The sequence below is a fragment of the Asanoa iriomotensis genome (assembly GCF_016862515.1).
GTDB classification, from domain to species: Bacteria; Actinomycetota; Actinomycetes; order Mycobacteriales; family Micromonosporaceae; genus Asanoa; species Asanoa iriomotensis.
On sequence record NZ_BONC01000019.1, the window covers coordinates 40,998 to 59,061 of the forward strand.

General features: G+C 70.8%; 18 protein-coding genes. 14 read left to right on the forward strand and 4 right to left on the reverse strand.

The window, feature by feature from the left end; all coding sequences use genetic code 11:
• Positions 1-91 precede the first annotated feature (91 nt).
• The 3 genes from Air01nite_RS15530 to mptB all read right to left on the reverse strand — a co-directional run bounded on the left by Air01nite_RS15530 (position 92) and on the right by mptB (position 3,142).
• Positions 92-412: a hypothetical protein gene (locus tag Air01nite_RS15530; protein ID WP_203703047.1), complete on the reverse strand. Its 321-nt coding sequence runs from the start codon at positions 410-412 to the stop codon at positions 92-94.
• 175 nt (positions 413-587) lie between these two features.
• On the reverse strand, positions 588-1,712 hold the full coding sequence (locus Air01nite_RS15535) for a glycosyltransferase 87 family protein (protein WP_239090732.1): 1,125 nt from the start codon (positions 1,710-1,712) through the stop codon (positions 588-590).
• A complete protein-coding gene (gene mptB / locus Air01nite_RS15540) occupies positions 1,709-3,142 on the reverse strand; it encodes a polyprenol phosphomannose-dependent alpha 1,6 mannosyltransferase MptB (RefSeq protein WP_239090733.1) in 1,434 nt (477 codons plus the stop codon). The genes Air01nite_RS15535 and mptB overlap by 4 nt, the downstream gene beginning before the upstream one ends.
• Before the next feature lie 74 nt (positions 3,143-3,216).
• Between mptB and efp the strand changes: the two genes are divergently transcribed.
• Positions 3,217-3,774 (forward strand): elongation factor P, encoded by a 558-nt coding sequence (gene efp, locus Air01nite_RS15545; RefSeq protein WP_203703048.1) that lies wholly within the window; start codon positions 3,217-3,219, stop codon positions 3,772-3,774.
• A 23-nt stretch (positions 3,775-3,797) separates the two neighbouring features.
• Entirely contained in the window at positions 3,798-4,208 is a 411-nt protein-coding gene (gene nusB, locus Air01nite_RS15550; RefSeq protein ID WP_203703128.1) for a transcription antitermination factor NusB, read from the forward strand.
• A gap of 90 nt (positions 4,209-4,298) precedes the next feature.
• Here the strand turns inward: nusB and bldD are convergent, their stop codons facing one another.
• The gene (bldD, locus tag Air01nite_RS15555) at positions 4,299-4,787 is read right to left on the reverse strand and encodes a transcriptional regulator BldD (protein ID WP_203703049.1); all 489 of its coding nucleotides are present in this window, start codon (positions 4,785-4,787) and stop codon (positions 4,299-4,301) included.
• A 282-nt stretch (positions 4,788-5,069) separates the two neighbouring features.
• Between bldD and pyrR the strand changes: the two genes are divergently transcribed.
• The 12 genes from pyrR to metK all read left to right on the forward strand — a co-directional run bounded on the left by pyrR (position 5,070) and on the right by metK (position 17,964).
• Positions 5,070-5,660, forward strand: coding sequence for a bifunctional pyr operon transcriptional regulator/uracil phosphoribosyltransferase PyrR (gene pyrR, locus Air01nite_RS15560; protein ID WP_203703050.1), 591 nt, complete (start codon positions 5,070-5,072; stop codon positions 5,658-5,660).
• On the forward strand, positions 5,657-6,577 hold the full coding sequence (locus tag Air01nite_RS15565; RefSeq protein ID WP_203703051.1) for an aspartate carbamoyltransferase catalytic subunit: 921 nt from the start codon (positions 5,657-5,659) through the stop codon (positions 6,575-6,577). Before pyrR ends, Air01nite_RS15565 begins: the two co-directional genes overlap by 4 nt.
• A complete protein-coding gene (locus Air01nite_RS15570) occupies positions 6,574-7,848 on the forward strand; it encodes a dihydroorotase (RefSeq protein WP_203703052.1) in 1,275 nt (424 codons plus the stop codon). The genes Air01nite_RS15565 and Air01nite_RS15570 overlap by 4 nt, the downstream gene beginning before the upstream one ends.
• Positions 7,845-8,963 (forward strand): glutamine-hydrolyzing carbamoyl-phosphate synthase small subunit, encoded by a 1,119-nt coding sequence (gene carA, locus Air01nite_RS15575; RefSeq protein ID WP_203703053.1) that lies wholly within the window; start codon positions 7,845-7,847, stop codon positions 8,961-8,963. Before Air01nite_RS15570 ends, carA begins: the two co-directional genes overlap by 4 nt.
• On the forward strand, positions 8,956-12,288 hold the full coding sequence (gene carB / locus Air01nite_RS15580; protein WP_203703054.1) for a carbamoyl-phosphate synthase large subunit: 3,333 nt from the start codon (positions 8,956-8,958) through the stop codon (positions 12,286-12,288). The genes carA and carB overlap by 8 nt, the downstream gene beginning before the upstream one ends.
• The gene (locus tag Air01nite_RS15585; RefSeq protein ID WP_203703055.1) at positions 12,278-13,312 is read left to right on the forward strand and encodes a quinone-dependent dihydroorotate dehydrogenase; all 1,035 of its coding nucleotides are present in this window, start codon (positions 12,278-12,280) and stop codon (positions 13,310-13,312) included. Before carB ends, Air01nite_RS15585 begins: the two co-directional genes overlap by 11 nt.
• Complete coding sequence (gene pyrF / locus Air01nite_RS15590) at positions 13,309-14,154, forward strand: orotidine-5'-phosphate decarboxylase (protein WP_203703057.1); 846 nt, start codon at positions 13,309-13,311, stop codon at positions 14,152-14,154. Before Air01nite_RS15585 ends, pyrF begins: the two co-directional genes overlap by 4 nt.
• A 168-nt stretch (positions 14,155-14,322) precedes the next feature.
• Positions 14,323-14,640 (forward strand): integration host factor, actinobacterial type, encoded by a 318-nt coding sequence (gene mihF / locus Air01nite_RS15595; protein ID WP_203703059.1) that lies wholly within the window; start codon positions 14,323-14,325, stop codon positions 14,638-14,640.
• Positions 14,641-14,671: 31 nt separating this feature from the next.
• The gene (locus tag Air01nite_RS15600) at positions 14,672-15,193 is read left to right on the forward strand and encodes a guanylate kinase (RefSeq protein WP_203703061.1); all 522 of its coding nucleotides are present in this window, start codon (positions 14,672-14,674) and stop codon (positions 15,191-15,193) included.
• A gap of 21 nt (positions 15,194-15,214) precedes the next feature.
• A complete protein-coding gene (gene rpoZ / locus Air01nite_RS15605; RefSeq protein ID WP_203703063.1) occupies positions 15,215-15,478 on the forward strand; it encodes a DNA-directed RNA polymerase subunit omega in 264 nt (87 codons plus the stop codon).
• 4 nt (positions 15,479-15,482) lie between these two features.
• On the forward strand, positions 15,483-16,691 hold the full coding sequence (gene coaBC / locus Air01nite_RS15610; protein ID WP_203703065.1) for a bifunctional phosphopantothenoylcysteine decarboxylase/phosphopantothenate--cysteine ligase CoaBC: 1,209 nt from the start codon (positions 15,483-15,485) through the stop codon (positions 16,689-16,691).
• Between the two features lie 76 nt (positions 16,692-16,767).
• Positions 16,768-17,964 carry a methionine adenosyltransferase gene (gene metK, locus Air01nite_RS15615; RefSeq protein WP_203703066.1) on the forward strand — a complete coding sequence of 399 codons (1,197 nt, stop codon included), beginning with the start codon at positions 16,768-16,770 and terminating at the stop codon, positions 17,962-17,964.
• Positions 17,965-18,064: the final 100 nt, after the last annotated feature.

Sequence of the window (18,064 nt, forward strand, 5' to 3'; positions counted from 1 at the left end):
TGCTGTTTCGAGCCCGTCGCGTGCTGTTCATGGCCCTGTCCAGCCGAGGCCGCGTCGGGAGTGGACCGCGCGCCAGCACGGGCTTTGGCGCTCACGCTGGGTTGTTGGACTCCAGCACGAGACGGGCCACCGTGCGGCAGGTCGCGAAGTAGGCGTGGTCCGGCTCCTGCGTCAGCAGCGGGAGCACGCGGTCCAGGTCGTCGAGGCAGCTGGCGAGGATCTGCCAGCGTTTGGTGTCCAGCGCGCCGCCGTTCGCCAGCCAGGTGTGGACGCATCCGGCGACGTTCGCGTCGAGCAGGATCATGCTGACGCCGGCCACGTCCGCGGGGCGCATTTCACGCGGATACGGCATCGCGCGATATCGCGCGTAAAGGTGTCGCACTTCGTCCACGCGGTCGAGGTCGGCGGTCACCTACACGATTATCGGGCCGCCAACTCCGCGGTCGGTGCCCTGGCCGGCGCGAGCGGTTCGGCCGACTCCGGCACGCGGATCCGGAGGAGGCCAGTAAGGGCCAGATCGATCCATACGTCCGCCCTTCGTCATACTGCGCTCGTGCGCGGCAGGACGGGCGCGTTCACCTTCACGATTATCGGGCGACCAAGTCCGCGGTCGGCGGTTGGGACGGCGCGAGCGGTTGGGTGGGCTCGGCCGGCTCCGGCGCGCTGATCGGGAGCAAGGCCAGTAGGGCCAGGGCGATCCAGACATACAGGTTGCTGCCCAGGACCGCCGCGAGGGATGGGCCGCCGTCTGCCCACAGCCAGACCGCGCTCGTGCACAGCAGGACGTAGGCCGCGATCACCCACAGGCGCGCGCGGCCCGTGCGCCACGCCAGGTAGAGGGCCGGCAGGAGCCAGACCAGGTGGTGGACCCAGGTCACCGGGCTGATCAGGCAGGTGGTCACCCCGGTCAGGGCGAAGCCCGTGACGTGGTCGCCAGCTGACGCCGCGCGGCGGGCTCGGAAGATCCACAATGCACAGATGGCCAGGACCGCCAGGGCCCAGCACCAACCGGGCAGGCCCGCGCGGGCGATGACGCCGCGTAGGGACTGGTTCGAGACGTAGGCCAGGTCGCCCACCCGGCCCGTGTTCCACAGGGCCTCGGTCCAGAAGGTGCGGGACGCGGTGGGGGAGATGGCGGCGGCCAGGAGGGTGGCGGCCGCGACCGTCGTCACTGACAAGAGAAGAGCCTGCCAGCGGCGGGCCAGGGCCAGGTAGACGACGAACAGGCCCGGCGTCAGCTTGACCGCCGTCGCCACGCCGATGCCCACGCCCGCGCGGGGGCCGCGGCGCAGGTCCCACCAGACCAGCGCCAGCAGCACCAGGTTGACCTGGCCGAAGCTGACCGTGTCGCGGACGGGGGCCAGGAAGACGCACAGCAGCGCCACCAGCAGCCACGGGCGCAGGCCCGGGCCGATCAGCCAGCGGATCACCAGGCCGCCGGCGATCACGTTGACCACGATGCTCACCGCGATCACCGTGTGCCACGGAAGCGGGGCCAGCGGCGTCATCAGCACCGCCGCGAACGGGGGATAGGTGAACCCGTACACCGTGCCCGGCCGCAGGTAGCTGTATAGCTCGCCACCGGAGAGCCAGTGCTGCACCGCTCCGTAGTAGACGCCCACGTCGAAGAAGCCGCGGCGGCCCGGCACGACGATGACCCACAGCACCGCGAGCACGGCCAGGACCCACAGAGTCCGGCGGGACGCGGTCATCGGGCCAGCCCCGGCGCCAGGTCGTCGTCCGGCTGCGTCGCGAAGGCGGTCATCACCAGCAGCGCCACCGCCAGGCAACCGCCGATCACCGCGAAGCCCAGCGTGCCCGGGTTCGGTGCGAAACCGTCCGGCAGCACCACCATGGCCAGCACCGCGGACGCTGCCGCGGCGACGCGGGCCGCGCGGCCGAACGGGGCCGCGGCCGCCAGCGGCACGACCGCCCAGAGCAGGTACCACGGGCGGACCGCCGGGCCGAACACCACGACACCGCCGAGCACCAGGCCCACGCCCTGCACCGGGCCGACCGTGCGGCGCCGGTGCCAGACCAGCAGGGCCGCCGCCACCGCCGCGCACATGCCGGCCAGGCGCCAGCCCGTCAGCGGCGCGGTGCCCAGGGACGCGTCCAGCGCCGCCAGCAGCGACTCCGTCGCCCGGCCGAGGGCGCTGGTCAGCGACCAACTGTCCGCCGTGACCGGCGTACGCAGCGCGCCCACCCAGCCGAATCCGGTGCCGGCGAGCCAGGTCACGCCGACGGCCGTGCCCACCGCCACCAGAGCGGTGGCACCGATGGCCCGCCACTGTGGGACGCCCCGCCCGGCCCAGATCAGCGCCACCGCGGCCAGCCCGACCGCGACCGGCACCTTGATCAAGGCGGCGAACGTGATCGCCACCGCGCCGAGGGCGGGTCGACCGGAGAACGCCGCCAACAGGCCGGCGGCCAGCAGGCCGAGCAGCAGCGCGTCGTTGTGCGCCCCGCCGATCAGATGGAGCAGCACCAGCGGGTTGAGCACCGCGAGCCACACCGCCGCCGACGGCGCGACACCGCACCGGCGGGCCAGCGGCGGCAGGCAGACCGCGAGCAGCACGACCCCGCCAAGCGCGACCAGCCGCATCAGCAGCACGCCGAGCGTCACGTGCCCGCCGACCAGCGCGGCCACTACCGTGGCCAGCAACAGGAAGCCCGGACCGTACGGCGTCGCCGTGTGCTGCCAGATCGCCGGCACCTCGGCGCCGAACGGTCCACCGAGGTCCGCCGGCCCGGAGCGGTAGACGTCGAGGCCCGCGCCGACCATCGCGCCCTGTGACAGGTAGCTGTAGACGTCGCGGCTGAACACCGGCGGCGCGACCAGCAGCGGCGCGGCCCACATCAGCATCGTCGCCAGCAGTTCCTCGACCCGCGGCGGCCGCTGGCGCACCAGCTTGCCCAGGCGCCACCAGGCGACCACCAGCAGCACGAGCCCGAAGTAGGCGACCGTCACGCCCAGGTTGAACAGGTCGACCGGGAGGTCCGGCCGCGACAGTGGTCCCGACGACGGCCCGGCGCCGGCACCCAACCCGCCGAGGGCGACGCACATCGTGCCGGCCACACCCCAGGCACGGCACCGCCCCAGTTGGCCGGCGCCGTGGCTGGCGAGAACCGGCGCGGACACCCGAAGAAGATGGCATCCGTTGATGGCCGGTAGACTCGCATAGTCTGTCCGCTGAGTGAAGATCAAGGCAGGAAATGGCCACCACCAACGACCTGAAGAACGGCCTGGTCCTCAACCTCGACGGCGAGCTCTGGTCCGTCGTTGAGTTCCAGCACGTCAAGCCCGGTAAGGGTGGAGCGTTCGTGCGCACCACGCTCAAGAACGTGCTGTCCGGGAAGGTCGTCGACAAGACCTTCAACGCGGGGACCAAGGTCGATACCGCGACCGTCGACAAGCGCACGATGCAATACCTCTACGCCGATGGCGAAGATTTCGTCTTCATGGATCTCGACACCTACGACCAGATCCACGTCAGTGGCGGCACGGTCGGCGAGGCGTCGAACTACCTCCTCCCCGAGGCCGAGGCGATCGTCGCGACCCACGAGGGCGTCCCGCTCTACGTCGAGCTGCCGACCAGCGTCGTGCTCGAGGTCACCTACACCGAGCCGGGCCTGCAGGGCGACCGCTCGACCGGCGGCAACAAGCCGGCCACCGTCGAGACCGGCGCGACCGTCCAGGTCCCGCTGTTCATCACCACCGGTGAGAAGATCAAGGTCGACACCCGCGACGGCCGTTACCTCGGCCGCGCCTGATGGCGGAGGGCCCCAAGACCTCGATGCCCGCGCGCCGCAAGGCGCGTAAAAGGGCCCTCGACGTGCTGTTCGAAGCCGATCTGCGGGACCGGCCGCCGACCGACGTCCTCACGGACTACGTCGCGCGGCTGGAACGCCCGTTGCCCGGCCACCTCGACTACGCCACCGGCCTGGTCAACGGCGTTGCCGCGCACCTCGACCGGATCGACGAGCTGATCGCCAGCTACGCCGAGGGCTGGACGATCGACCGCATGCCCGTGGTCGACCGCAACCTGGCCCGGATCGCGGTCTACGAGCTGCTCTACGTCGACGAGATCGACGACGCCGTGGCGATAACGGAGGCGGTCGAGCTGGCCCGGCAGATGTCGACCGACGACAGCCCGCGGTTCCTCAACGGCCTGATCGGCCGGATCGCCGAGTACGCGCCGCGCTGACGGCCGAAAACGAAAACAACGACTAAAGCCAACAAGGGCCCCTTCCCACCGCGAAAGCGGCGGACAGGGGCCCTTGTGGTGACCCAGTTGTCAGCTGGCGAAGAACGCCCGCGGGTCCGCGACGAGGACGCCGTGCTCGTTCAGCCGCTCGATCAGACCCGACGGTGACGAGTCGTAGACGATCGCCAGCGCGCGAAGGTCGTCCGCGCGGATGGAGAGCACCCGGCCGTTGTAGTCGCCGCGCTGCTGCTGGATGGCGCGCGCGTAACGGGCTACGTAGGCGAGCTCCTCCGAGGCCTCGTCGTAGAGACGCTCGAGGTCGAGCACGATCTTGTTGGTGGGCTCGTGACGGACACCACTGCCGTCGGGCAGCAGTTCCGAGACCGGAACCCGGTAGAAGTCGGCGAGCTCGGCAAGGCGGGAGACCGTGACGGCCCGGTCGCCGCGCTCGTAGGAGCCGACGACGACCGCCTTCCAACGGCCGTTCGACTTCTCCTCCACACCTTGCAGAGACAGGCCCTGCTGTTGGCGGATGGAGCGCAGACGCGCGCCCAACGACTTGGCGTACTCAGAAGCCATTGACGACTCTCCCAGTGCTGGTACCCGGGGTTCTCCCCAGCGATCGCTACGGAGCGTGACGGTACGGGGAATGAGAGAACTGGTCAAGTGCTCATTACCCATCACTTGGGAGGACTGTCTTCTCTTGTCCGAATTTTCCTGCACCATGCATCAACGACTCGCCACGTTGTTACGCACGGCACGCTGCGCATACCCACGCTGTCCCCGCTGGTAACGTGATCGACGGTTCGCCGAAGACATCCTTTAACGACCCGTCCCGTGAGGCGGGGAAGGAGGTCCGCCGTGGCCTATCCACAGGCCGCTTCATCCTCGACGACGTCCGGTTCGCCACCGTCTGTGAAGGTCATCCTCACTGAGACTGATCTGCAGCGGGTCGTCGACCGCATCGCGCACCAGATCCTCGAGAAGACCGACGGCGCCGAGGGCACCGTCCTGCTCGGCATCCCGACGCGCGGGGTCCCGCTCGCCCATCGACTGGCCGCCCGGATCGCCGCTTTCGAAGACGTCAACGTACCCGTCGGTGTGCTCGATGTCACTCTTTACCGCGACGACCTCCGCCTCAAGGCCACCCGGGCGCTGGGCCCGACCGACCTGCCGCCGGGCGGCATCGACGGCCGGCGGGTCATCCTCGTCGACGACGTCCTGTTCTCCGGCCGCACGGTCCGTGCCGCCCTCGACGCCCTCTCCGACCTCGGCCGGCCCAGCTCGGTGCAGCTCGCCGTGATCGTCGACCGCGGCCACCGGGAGTTGCCGATCCGCGCCGACTACGTCGGCAAGAACATCCCGACCGCGCGCACGGAGATCGTGAAGGTCACGCTCGCCGAGATCGACGGCAACGACGAGGTGCGCCTGATCGGCGAGGAGGCCAAATGATCAAGCACCTGCTCTCCGCGGCCGACCTCGACGCGCAGCACGCCACGCTGGTCCTCGACACCGCCGCCGAACTGGCCAACCTGTCCAGCCGCGAGGTCAAGAAGCTGCCGACGCTGCGCGGCCGCACGGTGGTCAACCTCTTCTACGAGGACTCCACGCGTACGCGCATCTCGTTCGAGGCGGCCGCGAAGCGGCTCTCCGCCGACGTCATCAACTTCTCGGCCAAGGGCTCCAGCGTCTCCAAGGGCGAGAGCCTCAAGGACACCGCGCTGACCCTGCAGGCGATGGGCGCCGACGCCGTCGTCGTGCGCCACCCGGCCTCCGGCGCGCCGCACCGGCTGGCCCAGTGGGTCGACGGCTCCGTGGTCAACGCCGGCGACGGCACCCACGAGCACCCGACCCAGGCGCTGCTCGACGCGTACACGATGCGCTCGCGGTTGGGTCGGCTCGCCGGCCTGCACGTCGCGATCGTCGGCGACGTGCTGCACAGCCGGGTCGCCCGCTCCAACGTCCTGCTGCTGACCACGCTCGGTGCCAAGGTCACCGTGGTCGGCCCGCCGACGCTGATCCCGGTCGACGTCGGCCCGGCGCTCTCGCCGGACCTGCGGGTCTCCTACGACCTCGACGCGGTGCTGCCCGACGTCGACGTGGTGATGATGCTGCGGGTCCAGCGCGAACGGATGAACGACTCCTACTTCCCGTCGACCAGGGAATACGCGCGCCGCTACGGGCTCGACGCGGCCCGGATGCGGCGGCTGCCCGAGCACGCGATCGTCATGCACCCCGGCCCGATGGTTCGCGGCATGGAGATCACTCCGGAGGTGGCCGACTCGGCCCGCTCCACGATCGTCGAACAGGTCGCCAACGGCGTCTCCGTCCGGATGGCCGTCCTCTACCTGCTCCTGGGGGGCAAATGAGCAGCACGTTCCTGGTCAAGGGGGTCAGCGTCCTGGGCGCCGAGCCGACCGACCTGCTGATCCGTGACGGCGTCGTCGCGGAGGTCGGCGGCGACGCCCGCGGCGCCCAGGTGGTCGACGCCGCCGGCCTGGTCGCGCTGCCCGGCCTGGTCGACCTGCACACCCACCTGCGCGAGCCCGGCCGCGAGGACGCCGAGACCGTCGAGTCCGGCTCGCGGGCCGCGGCGCTGGGCGGATACACCGCTGTCTGCGCGATGGCCAACACCTCGCCGGTCGCCGACACGGCGGGCGTGGTCGAGCAGGTCTGGCGGCTCGGCCGCGAGGCGGGCCTGGTCGACGTGCAGCCGATCGGCGCGGTGACCGTCGGTCTCGCCGGCCAGCACCTGGCCGAGTTGGGCGCGATGGCCACCTCCGCGGCGAAGGTTCGGATCTTCTCCGACGACGGGCACTGCGTGTCCGACGCGCGGCTGATGCGGCGGGCGCTGGAATACGTGAAGGCGTTCGACGGCGTGATCGCCCAGCACGCCGAGGAGCCCCGGCTGACCGAGGGCGCCCAGATGCACGAGGGCGAGGTCTCCGCGCGGCTCGGGCTGACCGGCTGGCCGGCGGTGGCCGAGGAGGCGATCATCGCCCGTGACGCCCTGCTCGCCGGGCACGTCGGCGCCCGCCTGCACGTCTGTCACGTGAGCACGGCCGGTTCGGTCGACGTGATCCGGCAGGCCAAGGCCGCGGGTGTACGCGTGACCGCCGAGGTGACGCCCCACCACCTGCTGCTGACCGACGAGCGGGCCACCTCGTACGACCCGGTGTTCAAGGTGAACCCGCCGCTGCGCACCAAGACCGACGTGGCGGCACTGCGGTCGGCGCTGGCCGAGGGCCTGATCGACATCGTGGCCACCGACCACGCACCGCACGCGGTGGAGGACAAGGAATGCGAGTGGGCGTACGCGCGCCCCGGCATGATCGGCCTCGAGACCGCGCTGTCGATCGTGCTCGACGTGCTCGGCCCCGACTGGGAGCTGATCGCGGAGCGGATGTCGCGCACACCGGCCCGGATCGCCGGGCTGACCGAGCACGGCCGCACGCCGGCGCCCGGTGAGCCGGCGACGTTCACGCTGTTCGACCCCGCCGCCCGCTGGGAGGTCGACCCGACCGGGTCGGCGTCCCGCTCGCGCAACACCCCGTACGCGGGGATGACCCTGCCCGGCCGAATCGTCGCGACGTTCCTGCGCGGCGAGCCGACGGTGCTGGACGGAAAGGCAGTCAAATGAGGCGCCCCGCGCTGCTCGTCCTGGAGGACGGGCGGACGTTCCACGGCGAGTCCTACGGCAGCGTGGGCGAGACGTTCGGCGAGGCGGTGTTCACCACCGCGATGACCGGCTACCAGGAGACGCTGACCGACCCGTCGTACCACCGGCAGGTCGTCGTGCAGACCGCACCGCACATCGGCAACACCGGCGTCAACGACGAGGACGACGAGTCGGCCCGGATCTGGGTCGCCGGTTACGTCGTGCGCGACCCGGCCCGGCTCGCCTCCAACTGGCGGCGCACCGGCGACCTGGAGGACCGGCTGGCCGCCGAGGGCGTGGTCGGCATCTCGGGCGTCGACACCCGGGCGCTGACCCGGCACCTACGCGACCGGGGAGCGATGCGCGTCGGCGTCTCCAGCGTCACCGACGACCCGGCGGTGCTCCTGCGCAAGGTGCGCGAGGCGCCCGAGATGGTGGGCGCGGACCTGTCGGCCCAGGTGACCACGGCTGCGCCGTACACCGTGAACGCGGTTGGCACCCATGAGTTCACCGTCGCGGCGGTCGACCTCGGCATCAAGCGCAACGTCGCCCGGCGCCTGGCCGCACGCGGCGTGACCACCCACGTGATGCCGGCCGGCTCGACCATCGACGACCTGCTCGCCACCGGCGCCGACGCGATCTTCTTCTCGCCGGGCCCGGGCGACCCGGCCACCGCGGACGGTCCGGTGGAGTTGGCCCGCGAGGTGATGCGCCGGCGGATCCCGCTGTTCGGCATCTGCTTCGGCTCGCAGATCCTCGGGCGGGCGCTCGGCTTCGGCACCTACAAGCTGGGCTTCGGGCACCGGGGCAGCAACCAGCCGGTGCTCGACCGGGCCACCGGCAAGGTCGAGGTGACGTCGCACAACCACGGGTTCGCGGTCGACGCGCCCCTGGAAGGCAGTGTCTCGACCGACTTCGGCGACGTCGCGGTGTCGCACGTCTGCCTCAACGACAACGTTGTCGAGGGTCTGCGGGCGCACGACGTCCCGGCTTTCACAGTCCAGTACCACCCGGAAGCGGCAGCCGGTCCGCACGACGCGGACTATCTGTTCGACCGCTTCCGGGAGCTCATCGCGGGGGAGAGGGTCAGTGCCTAAGCGGAGCGACCTTTCGCACGTGCTCGTCATCGGCTCCGGGCCGATCGTGATCGGGCAGGCGTGCGAGTTCGACTATTCGGGCACGCAAGCGTGCCGCGTGCTGCGGGCCGAGGGCCTGCGGGTGAGCCTGGTCAACTCGAACCCGGCGACCATCATGACGGACCCGGAGTTCGCCGACGCCACCTACGTCGAGCCGATCACGCAGGAGTTCCTCGAGCTGGTCATCGCCAAGGAGCGGCCGGACGCGATCCTGCCGACGCTGGGCGGCCAGACCGCGCTCAACGCCGCGGTGGCGCTGCACGAGGCGGGCATCCTCGACAAGTACGGCGTCGAGCTGATCGGCGCCGACATCGAGGCGATCCAGCGCGGCGAGGACCGGCAGAAGTTCAAGGAGATCGTGGCCAAGGCCGGTGCGGAGACGCCGCGCTCGCGGGTCTGCGACTCGATGGACTCGGTCCGTTCCGCCGTCGACGAGCTCGGCCTGCCGGTCGTCGTGCGGCCGTCGTTCACGATGGGCGGCCTCGGATCCGGCATGGCGCACACGTTCGACGACCTCGAGCGGATCGCCGGCGCGGGCCTGACCGAGTCGCCGGTGCACGAGGTGCTGATCGAGGAGAGCGTGCTCGGCTGGAAGGAGTACGAGCTCGAGCTGATGCGCGACAAGCACGACAACGTCGTGGTCGTCTGCTCGATCGAGAACCTCGACCCGATGGGCGTGCACACCGGCGACAGCGTCACGGTCGCGCCGGCGATGACCCTGACCGACCGCGAGTACCAGACGCTGCGCGACGTCGGCATCGCGGTGCTCCGCGAGGTCGGCGTCGACACCGGCGGCTGCAACATCCAGTTCGCGGTCAACCCGCGCGACGGCCGGCTCGTGGTCATCGAGATGAACCCCCGGGTGTCCCGGTCGTCGGCGCTGGCCTCCAAGGCCACGGGCTTCCCGATCGCGAAGATCGCCGCCAAGCTGGCCATCGGCTACACGCTCGACGAGATCCCCAACGACATCACGCTGGAGACGCCGGCCGCGTTCGAGCCCGCGCTCGACTACGTGGTCGTCAAGATCCCGCGGTTCGCGTTCGAGAAGTTCCCGGGCGCCGACCCGGAGCTGACCACCACGATGAAGTCGGTCGGCGAGGCGATGAGCCTGGGCCGCAACTTCACCGAGGCGCTCAACAAGGCGATGCGGTCGATGGAGACCGGCGCGGCGGGCTTCTGGACCACGCCCGATCCGGTCGATGCCACGTTGGCGTCCACTCTGGACGATTTGGGTACGCCGCACGACGGGCGGCTCTACACGGTCGAGCGGGCGCTGCGGCTCGGTGCCACGGTGGCCGACGTCGCGGCGGCGTCCGGTGGGATCGACCCCTGGTTCCTCGACCAGATCGCCGCGCTGGTCGACCTGCGCGCCGAGATCGTCGCGGCGCCGGTGCTCGACCTGCCGCTGCTGCGCCGGGCCAAGCGTGCGGGCCTGTCCGACCGGCAGCTCGCCGCCCTGCGGCCGGAGTTCGCCGGCGAGGACGGCGTGCGGCGGCTGCGGCACCGGCTCGGGCTGCGGCCGGTCTACAAGACGGTCGACACGTGTGCGGCCGAGTTCGCCGCGCGCACGCCGTACCACTACTCCTCGTACGACGAGGAGACCGAGGTGGCGCCGTCCGACCGGCCCAAGGTGCTGATCCTGGGCTCGGGGCCGAACCGGATCGGGCAGGGCATCGAGTTCGACTACTCGTGCGTGCACGCGGTGATGGCGCTGCGGGGCGCGGGGTACGAGACCGTGATGGTCAACTGCAACCCCGAGACCGTGTCCACGGACTACGACACCGCGGACCGGCTCTACTTCGAGCCGTTGACGTTCGAGGACGTGCTCGAGGTGTTCCACGCCGAGTCCGAGTCCGGTCGGGCGGCCGGCGGGCCCGGGGTGGTGGGCGTGGTCGTGCAGCTCGGTGGGCAGACGCCGCTCGGGCTCGCCCAGCGGCTCAAGGACGCCGGCGTGCCGATCGTCGGCACGACCCCGGAGTCGATCAACCTGGCCGAGGACCGGGGCGCGTTCGGCGCGGTGCTGGGCAAGGCCGGGCTGCGCGCGCCGGCACACGGCACCGCCACGTCGTACGACGAGGCCAAGGCGATCGCCGACGAGATCGGCTATCCGGTGCTGGTGCGGCCCTCGTACGTCCTCGGTGGTCGCGGCATGGAGATCGTGTACGACGACCCGACGCTGTCCGCCTACATCGCCCGGGCCACCGAGATCTCGCCGGCCCACCCGGTGCTGGTCGACCGTTTCCTCGACGACGCGATCGAGATCGACGTGGACGCGCTGTGCGACACGGACGGCGAGGTCTACCTGGGCGGCGTGATGGAGCACATCGAGGAGGCCGGCATCCACTCCGGCGACTCGGCGTGCGCGCTGCCGCCGATCACCCTGGCCGCCTCGCACATGGCCGAGGTGCGCCGCTACACCACCGAGATCGCCCGCGGCGTCGGCGTGCGGGGCCTGCTCAACGTGCAGTACGCGCTCAAGGACGACGTGCTCTACGTGCTGGAGGCCAACCCCCGCGCGTCGCGGACCGTGCCGTTCGTGTCCAAGGCGACCGCGGTGCCGTTGGCCAAGGCGGCCGCCCGGATCATGCTCGGCGCCACGATCGCGGAACTGCGCGTCGAGGGCCTGCTGCCGCCGACCGGCGACGGCGGCGACCTGCCGGCGGACGGTCCGACCGCGGTCAAGGAGGCGGTGCTGCCGTTCAAGCGGTTCCGCACGCCGGCCGGGCGGGGCGTCGACTCGCTGCTGGGTCCGGAGATGAAGTCGACCGGCGAGGTGATGGGCATCGACCCCGCTTTCGGCAACGCGTACGCGAAGTCGCAGGCGGCGGCCTATGGTTCGTTGCCCACGTCCGGTCGGATCTTCGTCTCGGTGGCCAACCGGGACAAGCGCAGCATGATCTTCCCGATCAAGCGGCTGGCCGACCTGGGCTTCCAGATCGTGGCGACGGTCGGCACCGGCGAGGTGCTGCGCCGGCACGGCATCGCCTGCGAGATCATCCGCAAGCACTGGGAAGAGGCGGGTTCCGAGCCGGACGCCATCTCGCTGATCCGCAACGGTGAGATCGCGCTGATCGTCAACACGCCGCAGGGCTCGGGCGCGTCGGCGCGGTCGGACGGCTACGAGATCCGCAGCGCGGCGGTCACCGCCGACATCCCGTGCATCACCACGGTGCCGGGTGCGGCTGCCGCGGTGATGGGGATCGAGGCCCTGATCCGCGGCGAGATGACGGTCCGGCCGCTGCAGGACCTGCACGCGGCCCTGCGCGGAGGCGGGCGTGCTGTTTGAGCGGGTCGTCCGCCCGGCCCTGTTCCGTATCGGTTCGGGCGACGCCGAGACCGCGCACGAGTGGACGCTGACGCGGCTGGCGGGCCTCCCGCCGGCCGCGTGGCGGCTGCTGGCTTCGCGGTATACGGTGCGCAACCCGCGCACGGTCTTCGGGCTGGAGTTCCCGAACCCGGTCGGGCTCGCGGCGGGCGTCGACAAGAACGGCGTCGCGCTGGCGGCCTGGCCGGCCCTGGGCTTCGGCTTCGTCGAGGTGGGCACGGTGACGGCGCACGCACAGCCGGGCAACCCGAAACCGCGCCTGTTCCGCCTGCGCGACAGCGAAGCGATCGTCAACCGCATGGGCTTCAACAACGAGGGCGCCGCGGCGCTCGCGCGGCGATTGGAACGGTCCGTTGTTACTCGGAAAGCGTTAACAACGGACCGTTCCTTTCCCTTGGGCATCTCGTTGGGGAAGTCCAAGGTGACGCCGCTCGAGGAGGCGGTCGAGGACTACCTGGCGTCCTACACGTTGCTGCGGGACCACGGGGACTACTTCGCCGTCAACGTGTCCTCGCCCAACACGCCTGGGTTGCGGAGTCTGCAGGATCGCGACTCGATCGACGCGTTGTTGAGTGCGTTGGTGGGGGAGAAGCCCATCCTCGTGAAGATCGCGCCCGACCTGACCGAGGCCGCGATCGCCGAACTGCTGGAGGTCTGTCTCGCCCGCGGTGCCGCCGGGGTGATCGCCACCAACACCACCCTCGCCCGAGACGGTCTCGCGGGCGCCGATCGGGTCGCGGGGGAGGAGGCCGGCGGGCTGTCCGGTGCGCCGCTGACCGGGCGGGCGCGCGATGTCGTGCGGTTCGTGCACGACGAGACCGGCGGGCGGCTGCCCGTGATCGGGGTCGGCGGGCTCATGTCGCCCGACGATGCCGCACGGATGTTCGATGCCGGCGCCAGTCTGGTGCAGGTCTACACCGGGTTCATCTATCACGGGCCCGCGCTGGTCCGGCGGATCGCGTCTTTGAAGAAAGGACAATCGTGACTAAAGCCTTTGGAGCGCGCCTGTACGAGGCGCTCGGCACGCGTGGTCCGCTGTGCGTGGGGATCGATCCTCATCCAAGTCTGCTGACCGCCTGGGGGCTGGCCGACGACGCCACCGGGCTGGCTGAGTTCTGCGAGATCGTTATCGAAGCGCTCGGCGACCGGGTCGCGGTGGTCAAACCGCAGTCCGCGTTTTTCGAGCGACACGGCTCCCGAGGGGTCGCCGTGCTTGAGTCGGCTATCCGACAGTTGCGCGATGCCGGCGCCCTGGTGTTGCTCGACGTGAAGCGTGGCGACATCGGGTCGACGGTCGCCGCGTACGCGACCGCATATCTCGATCCGGCGAGCCCGCTGCGTGCTGACGCGATCACGGCGAGCCCCTTCCTCGGCGTCGGATCGCTGCGCCCGATGTTCGACGCGGCGACCGCTCACGACGGCGGCGTCTTCGTCCTCGCGCTCACCTCGAACCCCGAGGGAGCCGCCGTGCAGCGCGCCGTCGGTCCCGGCGGCAGGACCGTCGCGCAGACCGTGATCGACGAGATTTCCCAGCTCAACGATGGTGTGGAGCCGCTCGGCAGCTTCGGCTTGGTGGTCGGCGCGACGATCGGCGATACCGGCCACGATCTCTCCCGGGTCAACGGCCCGATCCTCGCCCCGGGGTTGGGCGCGCAGGGTGGGAACGCTTCCGACCTGCGTACCGTCTTCGGTAATGATCTTGATTGGGTGGTTCCGTCCTACTCGCGGGAGATCCTGGCTCGGGGGCCCTCGGTGTCCGATTTGCGCACTGCGGCGGCCGACGTCCTGGCCCAGTGCCGGGCCGTTCTGGGCCCCCGAACGAGGTGACCCGCGGGATCAAGATTTCGTGATCAAGGCGCGCCGACGTTGCCGAAAACCAATCGGGCCGCTAGTTTTCCCCGCGCTGGGAACCACATGCCCCTTTGGTTCACGGCCACCCCACGTTTCACGACCGCGGCGGAAATTCCCGATCGCGGTAGGACCTGAGGAGAACTGGTGCCGCTCCCGTCACTGAGCCCCGAACAGCGCGCGGCAGCGCTGGAAAAGGCAGCGGAGATCCGCAAAGCCCGTGCTGCGCTGAAGGAGCAGCTGAAGCAGGGCAAGACCACCCTCGCCGCCGTGCTCGACCGGGCCGAGTCTGACGACGTCGTCGGCAAGCTCAAGGTTTCGGCCGTCCTGCAGGCGATGCCGGGCATCGGCAAGATCCGGGCGACCCAGATCATGGAGAAGCTCAAGATCGCCGACAGCCGCCGGCTGCGCGGTCTGGGCGACCAGCAGCGCAAGGCGCTCCTTGGAGAGTTCGCCGGCAACTGACCCGCCACGCGGGTAGAACGAAGCTGTGACCATGCATGACGAGGCGCGCCCGGCGGCTCGGCTCACGGTCCTGACCGGTCCTTCCGAGGCCGGGCGGGCAGCCGTGATCCGGCTGGTCCGGGCGCGTTCGCCGTGGGTGCGGATGCCCGTCATGGTCACCACCCGCCGGCGGCGCGACCCCGAGGTCGACGGCACGCACTACACGTTCGTCGACGAGGCCGCGTTCGACCGGCTGGTCGAGGAGCAGGGTTTGATCGAGTCCGCGGCGATCGGGCAGCACCGGTACGGCACGCCCCGCCGTCCCGTGGAGGCCTGGCTCGCCGCGGGCGAGCCGGTCCTGCTCTCCATCGACCCCCGCGGCGCCGAACTGGTCAGCCAGACCGTCCCGGATGTCCGGATGGTGCTCCTGCTCGCCCCGGACGACCGGGTCGCGGCCGGGGTGGGCATCGCCGCGGCGATCATCAACCACGCCGCCGAGCGCGCGGCTGATGAGCTGGTAGGATTGCTCGGTTCGCCATTCCTGACCCCGGCCCGACCGCCGCGCGGCGGTTGAGAACGCAGAGGTTTGTTTTCCGTGGGATCCATCGCCAACCCTGAAGGCATCACCAACCCGCCGATCGACGAGCTGCTCGAGAAGACCACGTCGAAGTACGCCCTGGTCATCTTCGCGGCCAAGCGCGCCCGCCAGGTCAACGCCTACTACAGCCAGCTCGGCGAAGGCCTCCTGGAATACGTCGGCCCGCTGGTGGAGACCACGCCGCAGGAGAAGCCGCTCTCGATCGCGATGCGCGAGATCAACGCCGGCCTGCTCACGGCCGAGCCGACCGACAACCCCTGAGGTCATGACGGCCCGGGTCGTGCTCGGCGTCGGTGGCGGGATCGCCGCCTACAAGGCCGCCGAGCTGCTCCGCCTGTTCACCGAGTCGGGGCACCGGGTGAGGGTCATCCCGACCGCGTCCGCACTGCGCTTCGTCGGCGCACCGACCTGGGCCGCGCTGTCCCGTGAGCCGGTCGCCGACGACGTGTGGGCCGACGCGCACGAGGTGCCACACGTGCGCCTCGGCAAGGAGGCCGACCTGGTCGTGGTGGCACCGGCCACCGCCGACCTGATCGCCAAGGCCGCACACGGCCTGGCCGACGACCTGCTCACCAACACGCTGCTCACCGCTCGCTGCCCGGTCGTGCTGGCGCCGGCGATGCACACCGAGATGTGGGAGCACCCCGCCACGCAGGCCAACGTGGCGCTGCTGCGCTCCCGCGGCGTGCTGGTCATCGAGCCCGCGAGCGGCCGGCTGACGGGCTCCGACACCGGCAAGGGCCGGCTGCCGGACCCGACCGAGATCTTCGCGTACGCCCGCCGGGCGCTGCGTCGCGGCGCCGCGGCCGACCTGGCCGGCCGGCACGTCGTGGTGACCGCAGGCGGCACCCGCGAGCCGCTCGACCCGGTGCGCTTCCTCGGCAACCGCTCGTCCGGCAAACAGGGCTACGCGTTCGCCCGCACCGCCGCCGCCCGCGGCGCACGGGTCACTCTGGTCAGCGCCAACCCCACCCTCCCCGCGCCGGCCGGCGTCGACGTCGTCGTGGTCGGCACCACCGAGGAGCTGCGCAAGGCGACCGTCGAGGCGGCCGCCGGCGCCGACGCCGTGGTGATGGCCGCGGCACCCGCCGACTTCCGCCCGGCGTCCTACGCCGCGGAAAAGATCAAGAAGGTGCCGGGCGCCGAGCCCGCCCCGATCGCCCTGGCGCTCAACCCCGACATCGCCGCCGAGCTGGGCGGACGCAAGCCCGCCAGCCAGGTGCTGGTCGTCTTCGCGGCCGAGACCGTGGGGAGCGACGAAGCGCTGGCAAACGCGCGGAAAAAACTTGCTGTCAAGAAAGCCGACCTGATCGTGGTCAACCAGGTGGGCGCCGATAAGGTCTTCGGGTCTGACGCCAACGCCGCGACGGTGTTGGGGGCCGACGGCACGGAAACGGATTTTCCGCAGCAACCTAAGGAAGACCTGGCCGACGCCGTCTGGGATCTGGTAACAAAACGCTTGAGCACGTCTTGACCGAGGGCGGAGCCGCTGGAGGCAAAATGGCGGCACGGCGCACCCTGGGCCGGACCCGAGATTTGTGAGGAGCACCGTGGCACGTCGCCTGTTCACGTCCGAGTCGGTTACGGAGGGCCACCCGGACAAGATCGCTGACCAGATCAGCGATGGGATCCTCGACGCGCTCCTGTCGCAGGACCCGCGCAGCCGGGTCGCGGTTGAGACCCTGATCACGACCGGCCAGGTCCATGTCGCGGGCGAGGTGACGACCCAGGCCTACGCGGACATCCCGACCATCGTCCGCGAGACCATCCTGGGCATCGGCTACGACTCGTCCAAGAAGGGCTTCGACGGCGCGTCCTGCGGCGTCAGCATCTCGATCGGCTCGCAGTCGCCCGACATCGCGCAGGGCGTCGACACCGCGATCGAGCTCCGCGACGGCGAGAGCGCGGGCGACGCGCTCGACCGCCAGGGCGCCGGCGACCAGGGCATGATGTTCGGTTTCGCCTGCTCCGAGACGCCCGAGCTGATGCCGCTGCCGATCGCGCTGGCCCACCGGCTGGCCCGTCGCCTGTCCGCGGTGCGCAAGGACGGCACGGTGCCCTACCTGCGGCCCGACGGCAAGACCCAGGTGACCATCGAGTACGACGGCCTGCGCCCCATCCGCCTCGACACCGTCGTGGTCTCCTCGCAGCACGCCGCCGACATCTCGCTCGAGTCGCTGCTCACCCCGGACGTGCGCGAGCACGTGATCGGGCCCGAGCTGGAGGGCCTCGGCCTCGACACCGAGGGCTACCGCCTGCTGGTCAACCCGACCGGCCGCTTCGAGATCGGCGGCCCGATGGGCGACGCCGGCCTGACCGGCCGCAAGATCATCGTCGACACCTACGGCGGCTACGCCCGCCACGGCGGCGGCGCGTTCTCCGGCAAGGACCCGTCGAAGGTCGACCGTTCGGCCGCGTACGCGATGCGCTGGGTGGCCAAGAACGTCGTCGCCGCCGGCCTGGCCGAGCGCTGCGAGGCCCAGGTCGCCTACGCGATCGGCAAGGCGCACCCGGTGAGCCTGTTCGTCGAGACCTTCGGCACCGAGAACATCCCGGTCGACCGCATCGAGAAGGCCATCGGCGAGGTCTTCGACCTGCGCCCGGCCGCGATCATCCGCGACCTCGACCTGCTCCGCCCGATCTACCAGCAGACCGCCGCCTACGGCCACTTCGGCCGCGAGCTGCCGGACCTGACCTGGGAGAACACCGAGCGCGCGGCCGACCTGAAGAACGCCGCCGGCCTCTGAGCCGCATCTCTTGAGAAAGCGGGCCCGCTTCGTCGGCGGGCCCGCTTTCGTTTCGCGTGACGATGCGACCGGAAGCTTGTCGATGATCGGTCGTGAGCTG